Here is a 21,628-nt window from a genome sequence, read left to right as displayed (position 1 = left end):
GATAATTCAAATTTATAATTTTTCAGTAGCCAACTGGCGAAGCATTAGATCGGTAAATCCTACGAGTTCTTGACTGAAATATAATTAGACATCCTTCTTTGAATTCATATTTACCAACACATGAATTCTTACAAGCGGCATTCCTTGAATCCCTGGCATCAAACAATTCAGAATACTCCTTATCACACTTTTTTAGGCATTTTTCAAATTCCAAATTGCATTTTTTGTAATTTTCGATCTGCTCCTTAGGCAAGGTATTTCGTATTTCATTATGGATTTTCAACTCTTGTTTTAAATCCTGTGGCGAACCGCATCCAATCAGACAAAATAAAATTATTTTCCATAACGTGCTTAATACATTAAAATACCTTAATTCCATTTCATTTTTATTATTCGCAGTTACTTGCCTCATATAATCTTAATAAGCAAACGTTCAGATAAAACTCTGGGTCCACAGAATTGGATTGATTGTTGTTGATAATCGGAAGGCAAAGGGACGTTAATGTCGAGTCAATTACTGGTTTGCAATCTTTTTTAAAACCAACATCCTCCCCCTTGCAGAAAAGTAGCAACATAATGATAATAAAATATTTTTTCATTTTCTTCTTTATCCTAATCTGAGTTTTGTGAAGCAACACAGGTGCCAAGCACAATGAGTATTGTTTTGAAAAATTCGGCTTCTTTTTCTCCTCGGTTTAAAGTGCCATCTCCGTTAGGACGCCCTTCTTCTCCAGCAGAAGCCGCTCCCAAAAAGAATCCTTCCCCCAATGATTTAGAAGACTTACAACTAACTCCATTATTTTCAAATGGCTTAGAAATATCACCTAAGCTTAGTGTAATCCCATTCTTAAAAGGATTTTCCCAATCTGTAAAATGTCTTTCAAACTTTTGATATACCATTTGATTCAATATTTCTAGATTACGACAAGCCTCAGCACCAAGCTGATCTTTACATTGTTTCGAACTCGTATATATGGATATGGAAAAATGCACCGCATGGTTTGCAGTGTTTTGAACATGCGATTTGCCAGAATATTCATTCCACCATCTACCGATTCTTCGCTGACTAAAAATCGTATTTCCAACATCCCAATAATACCTGCCTTTTTTAACAAAAGTCGCATTGTGAAAAAACCGATTCCCGCCAGTCGAGATTCCTCTCGCACTCAAACGCTTGTCCATCCCTTTAGAATTAAAATCCTTCCCAATCGCATGACCGATAATTCGATTCACCATGTGCATCAAACCCGAACCGCTGAGATGCCCACTCGGATCACGGTAGTTCACAGGATTCCCATCAACATACATATAACGATTCATTCCACTCATTGATTCAGGAACAACAATCGAGTCCGCTTGTAAAAATCTTCCTAATATAGGTTCGTAGTATCTCGACTTGTAATAGTAAAGCCCGGTTTCTTTGTCTTCGATCTGACCGGTGTATTTGTAACGGAATATATCAGGTCCGTAAGAGTCGGTTCGGTTGATAGAACCGTAAGGCTCGTAAGATACGTAACTCACTCCGGGTTCAGGTCCGCTCGCAGGGTTTCCGTATCCGTCCGTTATCATGTTGATTGAACCAAGATGATCCGGGTGATAAAAATACATTCCGTTCACTGGTGTTCCACCGACATTGCCTCCCCCTGTCGTTCCTGCATTTGGGTTTTGAATGCTCGGTGTTCCCGGATTTACATTCGCTCCCATTGCCAACACCCAAGGAGGATCGCCTTCTTTGCCTCCGGAACCAGGTAAAACTCCACAACCCGGAATCGATGTTACGACAAACAGTGCTACGAGCGCCGCTGGAGTTCCAACACCTTGCCAGGAAAGTCTTTGGAGTAGTTCGTTCCCCTTCAAGAAATAAGGGTAGGAAAGATAAAGAACGGTTAAAAGAAGCAAAAAGTAAAACGCGTTGTAAACTTTTGTGGGAACTCCTTCTTGGAATAACTCCGAGTAGCCGAATACGGAACTTACTCGGTCCTTGATTCGGTTTTTGTAATAGTCTGCACAGTCAATCGCTACGTCCTTGCAAAACGGTTCCGTAGCAGTTCCTACAATTCTCCCGACAAACTGTCCAATCGAAGAACTGCTTGACTCCGGAGTTCCTTCCGTTCGAGCCAACTGCAGCGTTGCATCATCCCTCGTCCACTGAGCGACCAAGTCTCCTTGCAATCCCCTCACATACAATGTATGCCTTTCCGGTTGGCCGGGATTTCTTACGATCTCATAGTTCGGTCCCAACGTATATGTCGTCACAAGGGAAATCTGAGATTCTGACTTGATTCTACTTCCGGCATAGTCGTATGTATTCAAGATCGAACTACTCGTTCCATACGGTGTAATTTCAATCAACTTGCCATAGCTGTTGTAACGGAGTGTATCCCCGTTCCTCGAAGTCATATTCCCGCTTGCATCGTATCCGTAATTCAGAGTTCCCGTGCTCGGGCTGTTTGCAGTCGTCACCGCATTTGCGTGCGTTCCATCCCCGTAGCTCAAGGTATATGCGCCTTTTTGCGTTAAGTTTCCGTTTGCTGCAAAGTTGTAATTCTGTGTTCCGTATTTCCCAGTCGCCTGTGTGACTCGATTCAAATTGTCCAATGTAAAGTTTTGTGTTCTACTTGGATTCAACTTGTCGTCGATCTTCGTCAGGTTGTTCTTTGCGTCATACGTCAGTTCCGCATTCGCAATCACGCTTCCATCCGGTTTTGTGGAAAGGATGCTCACCGGTAATTTTTCCACCGGTTCAAATCCGATTTCCATCGTTACGCCGTTCCCGCTTACACGCCGCACGGATGGAACTCCGTTCGCGTTTAAATACGGTCCTTGATAGCTCACGACAGTATGTCCAACGCTCGTCCCATCTGCAGAATCCATCGTGATATTCGACAACGTTCCGTTTGTCGAGTAGTTGTTGTGAAGTTTCGTTCCATCAGGTAACGTTTCCGTGATTACGGGCGTTGCCGCTACGCGGCCCGGGCTCTCCGCTTCGGTCAAGTTATTGTGTTTATTAGTTCTCATCGCTTCTCAGAAATCCAATAACTTGACCACGCATCGATCCCTAACGCGGGAAACTGACCCTGTTCTTCTTAACTAAGCTTACCACCCAGGCTTATGGATTACTCGACGGCTTGACTGATAAAAGATCATGCAACCCTCTTCATTTTTTAATCGAATTACACAATCATCTCGACATTCCGCATGGAGGGGGTCTATTGCTTTTGAATATTCTGGATATCGACTATCGCATTTTGCCAAACAGCGACCCAAACGAATGTTGCAATTTTTAATTTTTTCTTTATTTGCATTATCAGTATAATTCATTTTTCGATTATCAGAGATTGAATAATTTACAGACTCATTGTAATAAGGACGATAGGCTTCACAATATTCAAATCCTATAAAAATTATTAAAATAAATCTTTTCATACGAAAAATTTATGCTGCTTCTGAGATTCCTACGCATCGATCCTTGATGCAGTTTTTTTCTTAGGACGATTTTTCTTCCATCAAGAATCTTTTTAGCTCATACGAAAAGACCACTCCATCAGAAGACAAGTATTGCAATTGCATAAATTCAGAATGCAATTCCTAATCTTAGGTAAAAACTTTGCACTGACTTTAACGTTGGCGAGGATATTTGAATAGTTTGAATTGCACTGCCAGAATTAGGCATCAGAGCCAAGAGAAATAAATCATCATTAACAGAAATATATTCCTTTCTCTTGCTAGGCGATTTAAAATCATAAGAAGCATCTATTAAAAGAGTTTCTAAAATTTTCCAACGATAACCAATGCCCATCCCTAAATACATCATAGGGTCGTTCGTAACCCGGACAGAAGAAGGATATTCATGTGTCATGATTTTCGATGCGGACGAATTTGACATCAAATCATTCTTATGATAGCTCTCGATCGTCCCAGCAGTTCTCCCTGAAAGTAAAGTAATAAAGAAATCATTCCCTGAAAACGGGAAGTAGTTGATAAACAATTCAGCAGCCGGTTGTCTATATCTTAGTTCGTATTCATATGAATTTGAATAATTTTCCGGATTTAATGGAACAGTCGGGAAATCAGGGTAAGAAATTTTGTTTTTTTGGTTCCTAACTTCAAAGTATCGAAGCCCAACCGATAAATTATCGATAAAACTATAAGAAAGATCAATTGCATACCTGCCATATTGAAAATTGTGCGACTTAAACCCCAGGTAATTATTCGTACTTCTATCAACACCCTCTACTTCTTTACCGAATAATGGTGTTGCAGTAATAGCAATGGCCCCCTTTTTGCGGAAGCTCGAATCTTTATCTGCATGAATTGCATTCAAAGTTACGAAAAAAAATATTATATATATTGAATATTTAATGCAGCCCATAGCAGTCTCTCTATTGCAAATAGACTTTTGCATCTTCTGGAAACCCATTGCCTTCAATAAAAACTGACAAAGTAAAGGATCCATCAATTTGAATCGGATACGAATAACAGCTTCCAATCAACGTATTGGCTCCGAGAACATTGTTTACTTTTGGTGTATTTGTAATACCCGCAGTACAATTATTATCTGACCTCATAACAAAATTTGCTGACTGATAAAAGTTTACATTTGCGTTCGAACATAGGAGCAACTTATTATTCGTTCTTACATTTGGCATGTATACAATAGCACCTGAAAAATTAACTCCTGAATTTACATAAGGAACGAAATTTAAATTTTGAGGCGAAGAACTAACTGTTACATACTTCCCGCAAGGTCCTTGCTGCACAGTCATCAAAGTAAATCCTATAAGCGACAATATAACCGAATGGTCATCCCCCGCAGATTTATCAGATGGCTTCACACAGCCAGCTTGGGCTAAAAGTAATACAATTAACGAAAGCCTGATCAACTTTTTCACAAACACAACAGCATTGCTAACTAAATATTTACCACCGACTTTATATACTAATTTTGAAGTTTTCAATTTTCCCTCCCTTTGTCTATACCTTGGCAAAATTGACTACCCGAAGAGGAGTATCCGTCTTGCCCTTTTAAATCGCAATCTATAATATATTTAGAAATAAAGATAACTCCATAAATCTCAGCGAGGTCATTAGGATCTTCTGGATCACGTTGGTAATCTGGATCACCGTAATAATCGCGATTCAATTCGTCTACCGATTTACTAAAATCGTCAATCGCCATCGCTTGACAGCTGCTAATACTCTCTTCATTAAAACCAAATGCCTTGCCCAACACTTGACAACCTACTAATGTCATTTCTTCTTTATGCCTAAGTTTATTTAATTTACTTTTATAACTCCTTAGGAAAAACGCTTTCTGAGTCCATTTACCGAGCTTTTTGAGATTTTTATATAATCCTTTTGTTAAATTTTTCTTTAACATGCTCCGGTTTAAATCTTTACCAATACTTTTAATACTAGGGCTATTCCCATTATGAAAATTCTTACCAATCGCATGACCGATAATTCGATTCACCATGTGCATTATACCAGGCCCAGTGAGATGCCCACTCGGATCACGGTAGTTCACAGGATTCCCATCAACATACATATAACGATTCATTCCACTCATTGATTCAGGAACAACAATCGAGTCCGCTTGTAAAAACCTTCCTAATATAGGTTCGTAGTATCTCGACTTGTAATAGTAAAGCCCGGTTTCTTTGTCTTCGATCTGACCGGTGTATTTGTAACGGAATATATCAGGTCCGTAAGAGTCGGTTCGGTTGATAGAACCGTAAGGCTCGTAAGATACGTAACTCACTCCGGGTTCAGGTCCGCTCGCAGGGTTTCCGTATCCGTCCGTTATCATGTTGATTGAACCAAGATGATCCGGGTGATAGAAATACATTCCGTTCACTGGTGTTCCACCGACATTGCCTCCCCCTGTCGTTCCTGCATTTGGGTTTTGAATGCTCGGTGTTCCCGGATTTACATTCGCTCCCATTGCCAACACCCAAGGAGGATCGCCTTCTTTGCCTCCGGAACCAGGTAAAACTCCACAACCCGGAATCGATGTTACGACAAACAGTGCGACGAGCGCCGCTGGAGTTCCAACACCCTGCCAGGAAAGTCTTTGGAGTAGTTCGTTCCCCTTCAAGAAATAAGGGTAAGAAAGATAAAGAACGGTTAAAAGAAGCAAAAAGTAAAACGCGTTGTAAACTTTTGTGGGAACTCCTTCTTGGAATAACTCCGAGTAGCCGAATACGGAACTTACTCGGTCCTTGATTCGGTTTTTGTAATAGTCTGCACAGTCAATCGCTACGTCCTTGCAAAACGGTTCCGTAGCAGTTCCTACAATTCTCCCGACAAACTGTCCAATCGAAGAACTGCTTGACTCCGGAGTTTCTTCCATTTGGGCCAACTGCAACGTTGCATCATCCCTCGTCCACTGAGCGACCAAGTCTCCTTGCAATCCCCTCACATACAATGTATGCCTTTCCGGTTGGCCGGGATTTCTTACGATCTCGTAGTTCGATCCCAACGTATATGTCGTCACAAGGGAAATCTGAGATTCTGACTTGATTCTACTTCCGGCATAGTCGTATGTATTCAAGATCGAACTACTCGTTCCATACGGTGTAATTTCAATCAACTTGCCATAGCTGTTGTAACGGAGTGTATCCCCGTTCCTCGAAGTCATGTTCCCGCTTGCATCGTATCCGTAATTCATCGTTCCCGTGCTCGGGCTGTTTGCAGTCGTCACCGCATTTGCGTGCGTTCCATCCCCGTATCCTAAAGTATATGCGCCTTTTTGCGTTAAGTTTCCGTTTGTTGCAAAGTTGTAATTCTGTGTTCCGTATTTTCCAGTCGCCTGTGTGACTCGATTCAAATTGTCCAATGTAAAGTTTTGTGTTCTACTTGGATTCAACTTGTCGTCGATCTTCGTCAGGTTGTTCTTTGCGTCATACGTCAGTTCCGCATTCGCAATCACGCTTCCATCCGGTTTTGTGGAAAGGATGCTCACCGGTAATTTTTCCACCGGTTCAAATCCGATTTCCATCGTTACGCCGTTCCCGCTTACACGCCGCACGGACGGAACTCCGTTCGCGTTTAAATACGGCCCTTGATAGCTCACGACAGTATGTCCAACGCTCGTCCCATCTGCAGAATCCATCGTGATATTCGACAACGTTCCGTTTGTCGAGTAGTTGTTGTGAAGTTTCGTTCCATCAGGTAACGTTTCCGTGATCGGGCGGTTTAAGGAATCGTAATCCGTTTTAAAGATCGCTACGATGTCGTCTACTCGTTTGGTCTTTTGAATTTGATTTCCTTTTTGATTGTATCGGAATTCAGTCTGACCCGACTCATCCGTAACCTTTGTAAGCCTGCCCAAAGAAAACGGAACCGAAGAATCGTCATATACGAATTGAACGGGAACCTCCGGGCCGTTTGTAGTTTGAGAAGTGTTTCGACCCATCAGGTCATACGAAAAGTTGACCGACTTCCCTCTCGCATCCGTTTGTCTCGAAAGCCTCCCATTCGCATCGTATGAATAGGAAATAGTTCCCGAATTCGGATCTTGAGTCGAAGTTCTTTGTCCAACCGAGTTGTAACCGAAACTTGTAACAAGTCCGCTCGGGTCGGTAATACTCGCATATCCGCCAAACGGGGAATAGGCGTATTGGATCGTTCTTCCCTGCACCGTCTTGCTCGTCACCTGACCCAGTGCGTTCTTAGTAATCGACTCGCCCTTCGTCTGCCCGTCGGGATAGATCGTGTTCTTCGTTTCAGTAAGTCCCGAACGAGTAATGTTTGTCTGAATTGTTCCCAAAGAATGAGGCTCCGTAATCGTCGACAATTCTCCGTCAGGATCGTTGTATTGATACAGCGTATATTGAGGAGCAATGTTTGAATAATACTCGTTCGACTTTTTAATCAGTTGCCCTTTGTTGTAATCGTAAAAACTTTCTTCGATCGAAAGAATTCCGCTCACCGCAGTGTTGCTTTCGGTCCGAATCGTATTCCCAAGCGGATCGATATATTTCGTAGTCGTGCTCGTATTCCCGCTCGTCGTATCGATCGTATTCTTCGTCACAGATTCGTTGTTGCTCAGTGTTGTTAGGTCATAGAGTCCGGTATTGTTATACACATACGTTTCGTTCGCACTTGATTCGCCGGGATACGTTACGCTCAAGATTCGACCATACGCATCATACGTTTTAGAATGAGTCGCACCGTTCGGATCGGTGGACGAAATCTCAACCCCAAGTTCCGTATCGAAAACGTTCGTCGAAACATGTCCAAGCGCATTCGTTTTCGTGACGGGATAAAAATTTAAGGTAGAATCATACGCAATTGTGCTCACTGCACCGGACGATTCCGTAATCGAAATCACATTACCGAAAGAGTCATACGCAAAGTTAGAAGCCAACGAAAATCCGCTCGACGCAAATTGAGTCTGCGTAACGACGTTGTCTCCGGAATAGGTTCGCAAAGTATCGCTGACAAGCGTTCCGTCTACGATCTTCTTCGTTCTAACAACCCTTCCGATTCTCCAGTCCGCCGTATCGTGCAAAACTTGAGTCGTATTCGTAACCGTGTTCGAACCGAAATCTTCGGTAGTGCTCGTATTAAACCCGAACGAGTCATAAGAGAAGGTTTTTAAAACCGAAGTCGTCAAAACACCGTTGTTATAATCGTTCGACACGACGTTACCCGGAACGGCAATCTCCGTTCCGAACGGATTCGGAAAACTAAAGGAAGAATTCGTGGTCGAACTCATGAGATTTCCTAACGCATTGTAACTTCTTTCCGATTGAGGAAATCCCGCTAAACGGTAATCGTTTTGGAAATAATCGGTGATCGAATAAAAGTTTGTTCCAAGATCCGTTTCTTTTACGGAGGCAAAACCCAAACCTCTGGAAACAGATCTCGAACCTAAAAAGTATCTTTGGTTTGTATATTGATAACTCGAATTCTTTACGATCCCCGCTCCCAATTCTTGCGTAGTCGAGACCGCAAGAAAGCCCGGTCCGACACTCGGGATATTCGGATAATTTCCCGAACCCACGCTCACCGCGCCCGCATGAGCATCCTTGAGTTGATATTGAACCAAGGATCTCTGACCGCCTGAGTTATTCGAAGTGGAAAGAATCATATCTTCGCCCGAACTTCTGGCCGCATTGTAACGAAACGAAACCGCTCCATACGTCTTATCCACGTTTACAAAACCGACCGTAAGATCGGAAATACCGTCGTTGTTCAAATCGTTCAGCCAGATCTGATACGTATCGGACCGCTCCGTACCGTTTGCTTCCGTATATTCGTTTAGGGAGAATCCTCCGAAGGAATACGAGTTGTTTCTTGCAAACGATCCGTCTCCAAGCGAAAGATACGTTTCATACCGCGAATTCTCCTTATTCATCAAAACCAAATCCGGCAACCCGTCTCCGTTTACGTCGCCGAAATTAAACTGAACGAGCTTTGAAGAATCACCCGAGTTGAGTCCGCTATAAACGGGACTTGCAAAATCACCTCCCCGAAAAAGAGAAACCGCAATCTGCGTCCCGGTAAACGTAACGAAATCTAAATTCCCGTCTCCGTTTACGTCGGCCACGGTGCTCTTATTCGGATCGATCGAACCGCCGAGAGAATAAACCCGAACCGAAGAAGTTCCGTTTGAAAGATGGAACGATCTTACCTTTAAAGTATAAAACGCGCCACCTTGACCCGACGCCGCAATCGCACCGATTTGAGAAGCGATCACCTGACTTTGCTGTGCTAAAGGATTGATACGACTGCTTGTAATCGTTTGCAAATCGTTGGAATACACTGCCGCATCGGAAGGTGTAAGACTTGCGCCATTATTCGAACCTTGAAGAGCCCAAATTGTAAAAAGGCAACCTAAACCGCAGTTGTTATTGTAAAAATCGATTAAAAATTGAAACTCAATAGGATTGATTGCCCCGTTGTTACCGGTCGCGATCAAATCAACAACAGCCTGCGCTCGATAATATTCCTGTTGAATGGTATCCATTTGACTTGAAAGCGCGTCTCTTTGAGCTTTCAGTCCGATAAGAGCGGAGTTATCGTAATTTTGCACCAATTGAACGTGATCGGCGTTTCCGTCCCCGTTGAAATCCAGCATAAAGTTCAAAAAGAAATCGGCGTCCCCTGCGATGTTGATCGCGTTATCGAAGTAGGTTTTACGATTGATATAAATCGAAAAGGTTCCTCCGTTGTAGTGAACAAAGTCGACGAGTTCGTCGCCGTTGACGTCCGCAAAAAAATCTCTCAGAGATTTGTCGTTTGCGATCGGAGTCGGATTCTTCGCCGAGTATTCGAACTTGTATTCGTACGGACTGAATTGAGTCATATTTCGAACAGCACCGTCTATATTCACATTTCCGAATACAACGGGAGAAGAAAAACCGCTTCCGGTTGAATACACAGCCCAAAGTTTACCGCCCGATTCATACCCGAAATCCGTACGACCGTCTCCGTTTAAATCCGCCGTCTGAAAATACGTGTTATAATAAATCGGAAGATTTGCACTGTTAATGTTTCCGGAAGAAGGCGAACCCGCTCGAAGAATATTGGCGGACAAATGAACCGAACCGGAACTCTCAACTCCGTTTAAAGAAACGAAATCACCGATCCCGTCTCCATTGATGTCCATGGGAATCCAGGCGACTAACGCGGCATCATTCCCATTTAAACAACCATTGATCCCTCCCCATCCACCGAAAGAAACGCACGCGCCTGCAACATAAGCAAATACGTCCGGATTTCCTCCCGTACAAGGAAGATACGCGGCGCAAAGACAAGCCGCTAACCCAAGATTACAAGCGTTGCGATCGGGAACCGGCATACGAACGACATACTGCATATCCAAGTCCACATTGATGTCCTTTGCAGTCGGGTGATACGGAAGTTCTTGATTGAAATAAACGTTTGCAATGTCCATGATTGCATCCGGAATATAAACCGACATGGGAAAAAGATTGGATCGGTTGACCGAATCCACTCCGGAAACCGAAAACTGGCCCGCATGATCTGAATATGTAAAACTAAGATCGTCGTAGCTTTCCGAACCAAAGGCGTTGCTACCGGATCTTTTAATGGTTTGCAGAAGGGAGCGATGCGTAACGGGACCGTATCCGTAATCAAAATCATACTTCCGAAATGAACTTCCCGCAATCGAAACCTCGATCGAATCGAGCCTCTTTTGTGTTCTAACGATCGAACCTTGCGAATAATTCGGATATTTATCGTTTCTATTTTCAAAAGTAAAATCGATCGTTCTGTTATTGTAGGAAATTCTTTGCGGATAATAATCTCCGCTTGTGGAATCAGCCGGGGTGTAAGTGACGTTGTATCCGTTTCCGAAAGAATCTTCTTCTCTATTCAACGCCCATTCTCGTAAAGAGCCCGCCCCTCTTCCGATCGCCGAAATTCTCGAATCCGCTGTGCCGCCGAAACTATATCGTTTGCCGTCTTTATCCGTCGCAACCCAAGAACATGGCCCATCCCCGCACGATCCTTGCGGAACAAAACGAATCCAGGATTCTTTTCTGGAATGAAATTCGGATCGGTTTCCGCTAACGTCCACGAGTTCACCGGCAAGCGAGGAAACAAATTGATCGGTTCCGTTGTATTGGATTCCGTAGGAAGGATTTCTGGAAATCGTATGAATTCCGTTCAGACTCCAACCCATTCCGACGATACCGTTGCCGCCGTTCGAGTTGTAAGAGAGGGAAAGATCCGGAATCACGCCTTTGGTACCGGGCGGAAGCTCGATGGAGACTGACGTAGAAGCGGAGCCGTCTTCGTTCGCCTGAATGACTGGTAGCTTTTGCGGAATTCCTGTGGTAAAGGCTGAAGCGACCGCGCTGAAAAAATTTCGAACTCCCCCGACAAACGAAAAGTTCAAAATAAACAAAATTGAAATACCGAAAATAAGAGTTCTAACAATACGAAATTTCATCAATAGCCCCGATCATCTATTTCACAATCGCACCTGTTTCTAAAGAGTATATGTCCCTAAAGCTGCATAGTTTTGCGACTATTTTGTCACTACTACAAAACTCTCACGGATTTGGTATTATTTTTTCGATTTTAAAAATCTTAAACAATTTTTGAATTATAATAAATCTTAAAACAGTATTTAGGTAAAACCCGCAACTAAATCTTAAAGTTATAACTTGATATTCAACGAACGACCATTCGATTAAAACAATTTCTTTATTCAATTTACAAAAAAGACACACTTTCCATTCCTGGAATGAGTTATTTCTGGAAAATTTCAGTGAAGAAAATCTATATTCTCTTTTTTGCATGTGTTTTGTCTTTAACCGCCCCTCGGTTCGCCTCGGAACTACTCCTAAAAAACGGAGAAGCCTACTTAATCGAAGAAATTAACGAAAGCGCGGATGTCGTGACACTCCGCTGGAAGGGGCGACAATACCGAATTCCAAAGTCCGAGATCCAAAGAATCGACTACCAAAAGAAAGGCCCGGAAATTTCTTACAGTTATTCCGAATTCCGATTAACGGATGGAAGTTCGATACGCGGAATCATAGTAGAACGCAAAAAGGATCGTTTGATCTTTCGAACCGATCTCGGTTTTGTAGAAGTGGAAAAATCCAAAATTCAAAACTTAAGCTCCGGTTCATTGGAAAATGAAACCGAAACTCCCGATTTACCGGAAAAGTATCTGTCGGGTCGATCGGGCGAAAACCGACTTTTTGTAGGAGGAAGCGTTCTCTTTCAAGCAAATCACGGGCAATGGAGCAGTACAAATCCTGGCACCGGCGGATTCGGTCTCTTTATCGAAAAAGGATTCTTAAACCATCCGCTTTGGTTTTTCGGTTTTCTTTCCGAATATTCATACGCGCCTTCCGCCCAAGGCTCCATTTCTCTTTGGAATCAATCGGGCTATATCGGCAAACAGTGGGGATCATTTGCTCCGTATTTCCTAGCGGGTGGCGGTGTTACCGGTGTTCAATGGACGCACAATTCCAAATCTCAAAACGGAATCGATCCCGAAATTTTAGGAGAATTCGGTTGGGCCTGGGAATTCGGGAACGGTTCCAGGCTGCGGGTCGGTGTTCGGTCTCAATGCACGTTTGAATCTACTGATTCACTTTGTCGATCCGGTCTTCGTATTTCTTGGGGGTTGTTGTTATGATCCGTATTCTATATATTTTCTTTGTTCTTGTATTCACCCTTTACTGCCAAAACTCCCCTCTTTCCAAGATCCACGATCAAGAAACCGCAAAGGTAACTTTAGCTGGCGTCACACAATTAGGCCCAAGATCCGCTACGATTTCTTGGGAATGTTCCGCGTCTTTACCGGGCTCGATCATTTACGGAAAAGCCGGAATTGAATCTGTGGCAACTAGTTTAGAAAATTCTAAAATTCATTCTATGACTTTTCAAAACTTAGAATCAAACATGGACTATTTGGCTTATGTGTTTTGTTCTTCCGATTTAGAAAATTTACAAGGGGTTCCGATCGCTTTCAAAACCTGGGTCAGCGATTTTCCGAATCGAACTCGCGGCCTTTGGATCGTGGGAGGAATCGGTGCGGATGCGGCTCCGGTCTCTCAAATCGATTTCTTTGATCCTGTAAATTCCTCTTGGTATCCAGCGGCAACTTCGGTCCCTACTCCGAGAGCGTTCGCAAACGTTGTCTCTCACAAAGAAAAAATATATGTGATCGGCGGCCTTGAAAGACAAGCAGGCGTGTATGTAGCTTCTAAGAAAGTGGAAGTTTATGACCCCTATTCGGACAAGTGGGCTACGTTATCCGATCTTCCGACCGCAAACCAAGGCGGAGTGATTGCAAGCGTCGGAGAAGAAATCTTTATCATCGCTGGAACAACGACGACTGACATGACAACGGGAACTGTAATCAATACCGTTTTACGATTCTATCCCGGCCTTGGAACTTCCGGCATCTGGCAAAGTTATACTTCCTTGACCGCTATCTTTTCAAGAGTGGACATGTCCGGTTGCGGACTTAACGGTTCTATTCTTTTTACGGGAGGAAGATTCACGAACGACGGTTCTTCTCAAGCAACTTCGGACGCGTATGTTCCTTCGATCAATTCCACTTCCAGCGCAGGAGAACCTTCGATCAACCTCGCAAGACATGGAGCGGGTTCGGCTTGTGTTAAACCGTTAAGTTCAGACCCCTACTCTACGGATCCGGAATGGTTCGCGGTGATCGGCGGTTCCACCGGAACGAGTACGTTGCAGCCTGTTGGTTCCATTACTCCATCCAACAGAACAGACTTCAATCAAATCGGTTCCGGCGCGTTTACGATTGGTCCAATTCTTCCCGCATCGGTTTATTTTCCCGGTGTCCAAGCCTCTTATGAGACCCGAAAACTTTTCGTTTTTGGAGGAGCTTCGGCTTTAAATATCCCTACCGATTCCGTTTATTCGATTGGTCTCCAAAATCCGATCGCAAGCACTTGGTCGCTTGATTCTCAGAAAATGCCAAGGGCGCGATATGGTCACAAAGTGATTCGGATCGACAGGTAAGAATATGAGTCTCAAAATTATACTTTTCTTAACCTTTTTCCTATTCTCTCTTTCTGTGCTTTCGCAGGATTCTTCCTTTAGCGGAAGCCACGAAGACGGTTTCAAACTTCTAGAAGAAAAACGATTTCACGAAGCGGAAAAACTCGCCCTTTCTCTCCTTGCTTCGAATCCTTCTGATCCGAAAGCGGAGTTAATTCTTGCCAATTCTATGATTGGACTCGGTCGTGAAGAGAGTTCAAAAAGGAACTACTTCCGAGCAGTGGAGCTTTTACAAAAAGCGTCCCTAAAATTCCCTTTTGACCAGAGCCTAAAAGACGAAATAACCTCCCTTCGAAAAAAAGCTACAAACAGAAATTTCAATCAGACTTCCTTTAACCCACACTTACGCGGATCTGAGAACGTTGATTCGGGTAACTATTCGAATCTTATCATTTCGATAACCGAGCTGAATTCAACGATTAAGAGACTTCTTGAGTTCGAAAAGCAAAAGGAAGTGAATTCTAATTTCTCCAAAATCGAGAGAATAATTATTTATGCCTTCGGATTTCTTACTTTGTTTTTAGTTTTTTTAAACCTACTCTTTCTTAAAAAATCCTGGGGGCGATAGTTAGAAATCAGACTCGTTCAATAATTTATTTCCAGTATCAATTTTAACCTATGCGACTCCTTTTATCTTTTCAAGTTGCGTGACAAAATGTTTTATAATCCACTCCCGGTCTGCTTCGTTAGTTGCGACAGGCTCCTCTCTTTTCGTTTTTGAGGCTGTCAATGGGCGATGTTCATTAAAGAGTGAGCCTTTTTCATAATTATGGTCTTGGATTTTCCCTCCGTGAAACATTATTGTAAACTTGGCGGGGTGATTCCTTTCGAAGTATTTTTCAATCGTTTCTTTCGCAGATTTCGTAACGTTACTCACGATCAAAATTTCATTCTCTATGAATCCGACTTTTAAGGAACGAAGGTTGTTTAGAATATCCCACGAAAGATTTTGACTCTTTTCTAAAAATTCTTTCCAGGCTTTTTCGGATGCTTGGATTTCTGAATTAACCGGATCTCGAGTGACATCGGCAGTTAGAGAAATTTCGTTTCTTTTATCGGAAAGCTCCGTACTCACATTTCCTGTTTCAAGGCTTCCTTGTTTATTATCTTCGGGAATATTTGATTTCTCAATGAGACTTTGTTCCAGAGCCGAAGTTTCATCTTTGACTACATTGTTCCCAGCTTGCGTGTTGCTTCTGAAATTTTTATTTCTCCAATCTAATTCTTCGAGATGATTTTTAAAAACGACTTCAATTTGCTCTTTCACGCAATCTCTAAAGAACCCAATAATAAACGTTGCTTTAGATTTGTCGATCGGATCGAGAATCGTTAAGGTGTTACCCTCGAGTTTTATTTTCAACGATACTAAATACTCCCTAGTCGAAGTTGAAAGTCCATTCAACGAGTTTATATAAGTAATAAAATTCTCCCAGGTCGCGGCGACTTTAATTGGTTTTTTTTCTTCCTCTGGAATGGGTGGATTAGCCACTCCACTTCCCTTACTCTTCTTTTTTTTATCTTCAATCCTTATCAAAGCTTCATAGGTCGAAGAGATTTTGCCACGGTAGGAGTAAAGAGTCGAAATGCTCATTTCCATTGCTTGCCAAAAGTGGTTTGTTTTGTAAAATTCGGAGTCTCGAATAAATAAAAGCTGTTTCATTAACTCCGAAAGAGTTTTAAGTTTAAAGTTTTCGTCTTCCTCAGACCACTTCTCTAAAATCTTTTCTTCCTTCTTCTCTATCCCTTTGTATTCTTCATTTGCATTTACAACTTGGGTTTTTATACTTTCTATAAAAACCTTACTTATAGATTTAGAGAACTGCGCGTTCGCGCGTTTGTTTTCTTTTTTATGTGTGTTTATTGTGTGTACTCTTATTTCAGTTCCACTTATTGTGGAGTGCATTGACTCCATTTCGTCTGGAGTGGTAGATACAGATTGTGGAATGCTATATTCTATAAATGGAGCGGCTTCCGCTCTTTCTAAATTCTGGAGTCCTTTAGTTTTAGAAGATTTTACATTCTGCAAATCGTTTTTCTTTGCCTTTTTACTTTTGGCCGCTTTGGAAAATTTGATTTTTAGGGTTTTTATAAGGAACTCTTGGCATTGTTTTAGCAATTCTTTCTGTTTTTTCTTTTTGGTTTGATTCTCATTTTTGATCGGATCCGGCTTTTTTCGGTAGATGCTTTCTTTGATATATTCTTGTCGATCGTTAGAAATCCAAACAGGTGTATTAGGGAATAATCTGTACACGGAAAAGAGAGTCCTTTCGGTTCCTTCCCTGGTTTTCTTATAGTCTGCGTAAACTACGCCTTTTTCGATTAGATTTGATATTGCGTTGCCGACATTTTTTTCTTTTTTTTCTAATCTGATTCCAAATCCGAGATTAGTTAAAGTGCAACCTTCTTCTCGATTCGACATGCTGTGAATTATAGAGAAAATTCGCTTCTCCATGTCGGTTAGGTTCTTTCCATTGACTAGAGCGTATTCCTCTTTAATGAACTGTTGATCGATAGGTAGTTTTTTACCTTTTCGTTCTTCTTCATTTGGAAATGGAATTAGTTCCCATTGGGCATAGGTCAACCCAACGTTGAAATCGATTGCTTTCACGTTTTTTTCCGTTTTACGGTACCGGACATACTTCGGGCGCGGCACGGTAAAGAGATTACCCTACTCTATTTAAAACGGGGAACTATAGCTTAGGCGTGGAGCCTTTTGGGATAGGTCCTCGATTTAAGATCATCTAAAGGCCGTTGTCGCAGTGGCCTATCTTAGTTATGTCTCCTAAGATTGTTTTGAACTAGAGCCTGGTACAAAACAATTGTCAAGTAAAAAAGAGACATAATTTATTATGTGGAGTATAAAAAGGAAGTTCAACCTGCTTCAACTGCGACATATCCACAGGTTTTTGATCTTAAATCGTGGTGAACTTCAACGTCAAGTTCAGGTTCAATTTACTAAATCCAAATTCGAGTACAAGAATTTTTTATCGATAATTAAGATTTTTTCAATTTTGTAACGCGTTACAAAATTGAGCTATTATTTTGATTTTTTGGCCGACTGGCTTTTTTTCCCGCTAACCACTTCGGGTGCTAATTTATATTTTGTTTTTACTTCCGTTGCAAAGGTATTTAATTTATCTATTTTTATGCTGGCTTTGACTTGAATTGATGTTGCTCTTTCCTCAATATATTTCGTTATTGAGATCGCGTCTTCTTTCGAAATTTTCTGATTAGACCTAAATAATTTAATTAATTCCTGTATGCGTTCTTTATCCTGATTAACTTTGTTAATTGGAATTTCGCCAGAACCGTTTTCTTCTGCACCGTCGACCCCACCCTCCAATAGCAATTTATCGTCATTTAAAAATGTTAAATAATATCGAAGTGACTGAGGCCCAACCTTTTTTATATCTTCTAAAACTCTTTCTTGATTTTGAGCAAGATACATATATTTAGAAGCGAGGGAATATGACATTTTTTTTCTTCCTTCTGCCTCTACTGAAAAGTGTTCCTCGACCCAGTTCATAAAAGTACCGTGTTTAATGGTATGTTTCGTTTCTAAAAGGAGAATCCCGATTTGGAGTTGTTTCAGAATGCTGCTTTTTTGATCGTTTTCTGCGCCCACAAGCAACTTATTTATATTTATAACAACTTCGGGAGTCGAGGATTCTATTTCGCTATTTTGTTCAACTAAGGATAGGTTTGGTCCGGATTCAGAATTGATTTTGGATGGATTAAAGAAAGCAGCATCCTTTTTTGCCTTTATGCTATTATTTGGTTTCATTGATTAGCTCCTTAGTAAGTGAAAGGAAAAAATTGAATGCTTCGTTTTTTGGCGGAATTGGTTGCCGTATGTTTTTTGCAGTTTTAATGCTGGAATTTGTGTATATGACTGAGTTAAGAGTATCGATGCCGTTATGATTTGCTGCCTTTTTCAAATAATCTTCCTTAGATCGGCTAATGTTGCTCCTAAGAGCTTTCACTGGAGTTTTGATTTTGAAATCATTCCTGAAATTAATTACATCAAGTACACCACCTAAATTATCTGTATCTTCTTCTAAGGGTGCAATGCCAAGGTCCGAAATCTTTAATGCAAATTTTGTGGTTTCATTTAGAAGCGGGTTGCAGTCTAAAATGATAAAATCATATTTTTTCTTTAGTGCCTGTAATTCTAAGCGCAATCTTACCTCTATGGATGGATCAGTTAGCAACCGATAGTTTAAATCGTTAATTTTTCCATAAGTAGGAATTACATCGAATCCAAAGGCTGGAGAAGTCCAGATTACATCTTCAAGGGTATCGGCACCGGAAAGGGCCGTGGCTAAATTTCTCGTTCGTACAAGTTCTTCTTTGGGGTGTCCGTATAATGAAATAACTGACAAATTGTTATTGTTATCAAAATCGATAATTAGAACAGAATAGCCATCGTGAACGAGCGCCTGCCCCGTGCCAATTGATAGCGTCGTTTTTGTGACTCCGCCTTTGTTAGAAACTAAACAGATAATTCTCGCCATGTGGAAAAAATTATGTAGCTTTAAAAAAATGAAAGCGTATTTTCAAAATTTTAAAAATTTCAAATTTGTAACGCGTTACAAATTTGAAAAAGGTATTAGTGGATATTCCAAATTATATCCTGCATTCTCCTTGAATTCTGGAATGTTTGACCTCCTAACTAAATCTTGGAAAAGCTGGCGATATGGATCAAGAATATACATCAGAACTTAACGACGAATTGCTAGCGGACTTGCGAAGAGTTTTTGCCGAGTATCTTAGAGAAGTTCTCGGGGGAGAGAAGGCAGTAATCGCCACGGATACGGCTATTTTTCAAGTCTGCGAACTGATTTTGAAAAATAATCTAAGAAATCGTGAAGGGCTTTCAGTTCGCTTTCAGGCAAGTTTTCAGGGATTAGAAAAAGACGCTCTTTCAGTTTAAGTGAATTAACCTTAGCCTCAAGTCGCCTCAGATTTTCAATTTCCATCTCGAGAGAAGCTAACTCGCCCTTGGGGTTTGTTAGTTTTACTGGACCTTTGCCAGTCGCGACCCATTGCCACCTGTACCCGGTAGCTTTTTCAAATTTGCCCCATTGTTCCGGAGTGGGCTCTTGTTCGCCGGTCTTGAAATAGCTATACTGCCGAATTTTGACACCAAAGCATCGTGTCCCCATCTGCTCTCTATTGAAATTCAAATCTTTTTCAATAATCTTGAATCTTTCCGGTCTTGATGATTTCATAAATAAGTAGTGTGCAATATTGCACTCAGTTTGTGTTGACAGTGTGCAATGATTGCACACTATGACAAAAAAAGGAATTTCCAGTGCCAAGCACAGGAAAACTCGGCAAACCTAAAAAACCATGAATTTCCCTTGTCAAAGGACTCAAATTGAACTCGCGACCGTTACAAAACGAAGAAATGAGGCATTCAAAAAGCCTAATATACATATTTTTGGGATAGGAGTTTGCCATAATTTAAAACGTAAATTATCGAATATTACGGAGTCAGGTTCGCAAAACCCCGGAATTTCGCAAGGTATAAACGAGAATAATATTCAAAAATTTGAAAGTAGCTCGAAAGGGATTTCAGAGAAACCAGATGTCCTTTTTTGCGATGTATACTTTGGGACTAAAATTAAACGGAAAAAAGCTAAATGGACCCTCTGAATTACCTAAAAATTTACCCGATAGGGGAGGGGTGGCCTGAGTATTGGGTCGAGGACGCGCGGTCCGGTGAGATCGTCTACGGTCACCCTAAACATGCCTGGTGTATTGATTGGGTCATAGAAAATCACATCCAATACGGCGAAGAAAAACCGGAACAAAAAAGGCAGGGTAGAGGAATGAACGTAATTTTCATAATTTTTTCTGTAGGACTGCTGGCACTTTTCGGTATCGAAATTTTCCGATACCGATTTAGGCCGCTAACTTCAAGGGAGATAATCGAAGAACTCAATAAAAAATATTCGAAAATGGAATAACAGGCAAAGGAAGGAAAAAGAAATTGGATAATTTAAAATTGATCCCGAGCAAGAGCGTAGGATTTAGAAACTCCGAAATGGTAAAAGTAGCAATGCTTCTCCACAAGTATAAATGGAAAGAGCTGGGAACCGATCATCGAATCTATGAACATAGGATATTATCAAACCTTTTGATTCATATTAAAAGTGAAAATGAAATCATTTTTAAAATCAAAGGTCACTCCTTTCAGATGGTAGCGAATTCAAACACGATTGAAGAGTTATTAAATGACCTAGATTCGAATTGGAAACAAATTTCTCTGTTCGTAAATAAGAATCAATATCTAGATCCATTAGCAATTCAGGGAACAACTGCATGAAGAAACGCGCGCTGAATCATTATTACATCGATAAAATCCGCGATATGGAACTGGAAGAGGGAAGTTTTTTAGATGATCCTCGGCTTAGTTTCACCGAAACGGGGTTTCTTGCCTTAGCACTGGACCTCCAAAGAAAAGAAAAAGTTACACTAAGGCTTATCTCATCAAGGACAACCTCGACAGAGAAAGAGAATTTGCAGGTATTGAGAAAACTAAAGAACTTCGGATACGTGGAAGAAAAAGAAAGCCGGAGCTACGGGCCGTGGGGAGAGGTAACGATTTGGCATTTTCATTACTTCCCTAATATGAAAGCCTTATTCGTAGCATAACAAAAACGGAAATCAGATCATAGAAATATAAAAAAATCGCAATAGAGTTTTGAGTCTACTTTCTACAAAAAATAAAAATTCCCAGGAAGAGACATTGGAAAAAGAATTAAAGGATTCGGGCCTTCTGGACAGGACTCGAATCAAAAATAAAACGAGAGTAGAAATACTCCTATACAAACATCAATATAGAGAGAAAAGCACAGAGCCGGGAACATACAAAAGTATTCTAATACCGGATCTTGAGATTCACATCGGAGACACGGGACTTAGTTTCAGAGACAGGGGAAATCTTTACTATTTCGCTCACGATATAAACGCGATCGAACGTATCTTGGAATTTGGATTAACGATCTGGAAACGTGAAAAGAAAAAAGGGATTGAGATTCCGTTCTCGATGTACATTAAGGCCGCGAACGGTCGATCAGACGAAGCCGCATAA

Annotated in this window: 14 protein-coding genes; 6 read left to right on the top strand and 8 right to left on the bottom strand. The window is 41.4% G+C overall.

Annotated features, from left to right (window positions below; all coding sequences use genetic code 11):
- Nucleotides 1–612 precede the first annotated feature (612 nt).
- The 4 genes from LFX17_RS20905 to LFX17_RS20725 form a co-directional block, all read right to left on the bottom strand.
- A complete protein-coding gene (locus LFX17_RS20905) occupies nucleotides 613–2,760 on the bottom strand; it encodes an RHS repeat-associated core domain-containing protein (RefSeq protein WP_406600731.1) in 2,148 nt (715 codons plus the stop codon).
- An 814-nt stretch (nucleotides 2,761–3,574) separates the two neighbouring features.
- Complete coding sequence (locus LFX17_RS20735; RefSeq protein ID WP_238748837.1) at nucleotides 3,575–4,372, bottom strand: hypothetical protein; 798 nt, start codon at nucleotides 4,370–4,372, stop codon at nucleotides 3,575–3,577.
- 10 nt (nucleotides 4,373–4,382) lie between these two features.
- Nucleotides 4,383–4,958, bottom strand: coding sequence for a hypothetical protein (locus LFX17_RS20730; protein WP_238748836.1), 576 nt, complete (start codon nucleotides 4,956–4,958; stop codon nucleotides 4,383–4,385).
- Entirely contained in the window at nucleotides 4,955–11,926 is a 6,972-nt protein-coding gene (locus tag LFX17_RS20725; protein ID WP_238748835.1) for an RHS repeat-associated core domain-containing protein, read from the bottom strand. Before LFX17_RS20725 ends, LFX17_RS20730 begins: the two co-directional genes overlap by 4 nt.
- 321 nt (nucleotides 11,927–12,247) lie before the next feature.
- Here LFX17_RS20725 and LFX17_RS20720 point away from each other — a divergent pair, with 321 nt between their 5' ends.
- Nucleotides 12,248–13,129, top strand: a complete 882-nt coding sequence (locus LFX17_RS20720; RefSeq protein WP_406600728.1) for an LA_3334 family protein — start codon at nucleotides 12,248–12,250, stop codon at nucleotides 13,127–13,129.
- Nucleotides 13,126–14,490, top strand: coding sequence for a Kelch repeat-containing protein (locus LFX17_RS20715; RefSeq protein WP_238748833.1), 1,365 nt, complete (start codon nucleotides 13,126–13,128; stop codon nucleotides 14,488–14,490). Before LFX17_RS20720 ends, LFX17_RS20715 begins: the two co-directional genes overlap by 4 nt.
- 655 nt (nucleotides 14,491–15,145) lie before the next feature.
- Here the strand turns inward: LFX17_RS20715 and LFX17_RS20710 are convergent.
- The 4 genes from LFX17_RS20710 to LFX17_RS20695 all read right to left on the bottom strand — a co-directional run bounded on the left by LFX17_RS20710 (nucleotide 15,146) and on the right by LFX17_RS20695 (nucleotide 19,850).
- A complete protein-coding gene (locus tag LFX17_RS20710) occupies nucleotides 15,146–17,137 on the bottom strand; it encodes a helix-turn-helix domain-containing protein (RefSeq protein ID WP_238748832.1) in 1,992 nt (663 codons plus the stop codon).
- A 429-nt stretch (nucleotides 17,138–17,566) separates the two neighbouring features.
- On the bottom strand, nucleotides 17,567–18,313 hold the full coding sequence (locus LFX17_RS20705; RefSeq protein ID WP_238748831.1) for a hypothetical protein: 747 nt from the start codon (nucleotides 18,311–18,313) through the stop codon (nucleotides 17,567–17,569).
- A complete protein-coding gene (locus LFX17_RS20700) occupies nucleotides 18,300–19,043 on the bottom strand; it encodes a ParA family protein (RefSeq protein ID WP_238748830.1) in 744 nt (247 codons plus the stop codon). The genes LFX17_RS20705 and LFX17_RS20700 overlap by 14 nt, the downstream gene beginning before the upstream one ends.
- A gap of 303 nt (nucleotides 19,044–19,346) precedes the next feature.
- Nucleotides 19,347–19,850: a hypothetical protein gene (locus LFX17_RS20695; RefSeq protein WP_238748829.1), complete on the bottom strand. Its 504-nt coding sequence runs from the start codon at nucleotides 19,848–19,850 to the stop codon at nucleotides 19,347–19,349.
- 324 nt (nucleotides 19,851–20,174) lie between these two features.
- Here LFX17_RS20695 and LFX17_RS20690 point away from each other — a divergent pair, with 324 nt between their 5' ends.
- The 4 genes from LFX17_RS20690 (at nucleotide 20,175) to LFX17_RS20675 (ending at nucleotide 21,628) form a co-directional block, all read left to right on the top strand.
- Nucleotides 20,175–20,501: a hypothetical protein gene (locus LFX17_RS20690; protein ID WP_238748828.1), complete on the top strand. Its 327-nt coding sequence runs from the start codon at nucleotides 20,175–20,177 to the stop codon at nucleotides 20,499–20,501.
- 23 nt (nucleotides 20,502–20,524) lie between these two features.
- On the top strand, nucleotides 20,525–20,860 hold the full coding sequence (locus LFX17_RS20685) for a hypothetical protein (RefSeq protein ID WP_238748827.1): 336 nt from the start codon (nucleotides 20,525–20,527) through the stop codon (nucleotides 20,858–20,860).
- The gene (locus LFX17_RS20680) at nucleotides 20,857–21,189 is read left to right on the top strand and encodes a hypothetical protein (RefSeq protein ID WP_238748826.1); all 333 of its coding nucleotides are present in this window, start codon (nucleotides 20,857–20,859) and stop codon (nucleotides 21,187–21,189) included. Before LFX17_RS20685 ends, LFX17_RS20680 begins: the two co-directional genes overlap by 4 nt.
- 94 nt (nucleotides 21,190–21,283) lie before the next feature.
- Nucleotides 21,284–21,628, top strand: coding sequence for a hypothetical protein (locus tag LFX17_RS20675; protein ID WP_238748825.1), 345 nt, complete (start codon nucleotides 21,284–21,286; stop codon nucleotides 21,626–21,628).

Source organism: Leptospira sanjuanensis, assembly GCF_022267375.1.
GTDB lineage: Bacteria > Spirochaetota > Leptospiria > Leptospirales > Leptospiraceae > Leptospira > Leptospira sanjuanensis.
This window is presented reverse-complemented; position numbering and strand designations above follow the sequence as displayed.

Coding starts and splice junctions, on each gene's coding strand:
- LFX17_RS20905 (WP_406600731.1), bottom strand. CDS start 2,760: ATGGAAATCGGATTTGAACCGGTGGAAAAATTACCGGTGAGCATCCTT.
- LFX17_RS20735 (WP_238748837.1), bottom strand. CDS start 4,372: ATGGGCTGCATTAAATATTCAATATATATAATATTTTTTTTCGTAACT.
- LFX17_RS20725 (WP_238748835.1), bottom strand. CDS start 11,926: ATGAAATTTCGTATTGTTAGAACTCTTATTTTCGGTATTTCAATTTTG.
- LFX17_RS20715 (WP_238748833.1), top strand. CDS start 13,126: ATGATCCGTATTCTATATATTTTCTTTGTTCTTGTATTCACCCTTTAC.
- LFX17_RS20705 (WP_238748831.1), bottom strand. CDS start 18,313: ATGAAACCAAATAATAGCATAAAGGCAAAAAAGGATGCTGCTTTCTTT.
- LFX17_RS20700 (WP_238748830.1), bottom strand. CDS start 19,043: ATGGCGAGAATTATCTGTTTAGTTTCTAACAAAGGCGGAGTCACAAAA.
- LFX17_RS20690 (WP_238748828.1), top strand. CDS start 20,175: ATGGACCCTCTGAATTACCTAAAAATTTACCCGATAGGGGAGGGGTGG.
- LFX17_RS20680 (WP_238748826.1), top strand. CDS start 20,857: ATGAAGAAACGCGCGCTGAATCATTATTACATCGATAAAATCCGCGAT.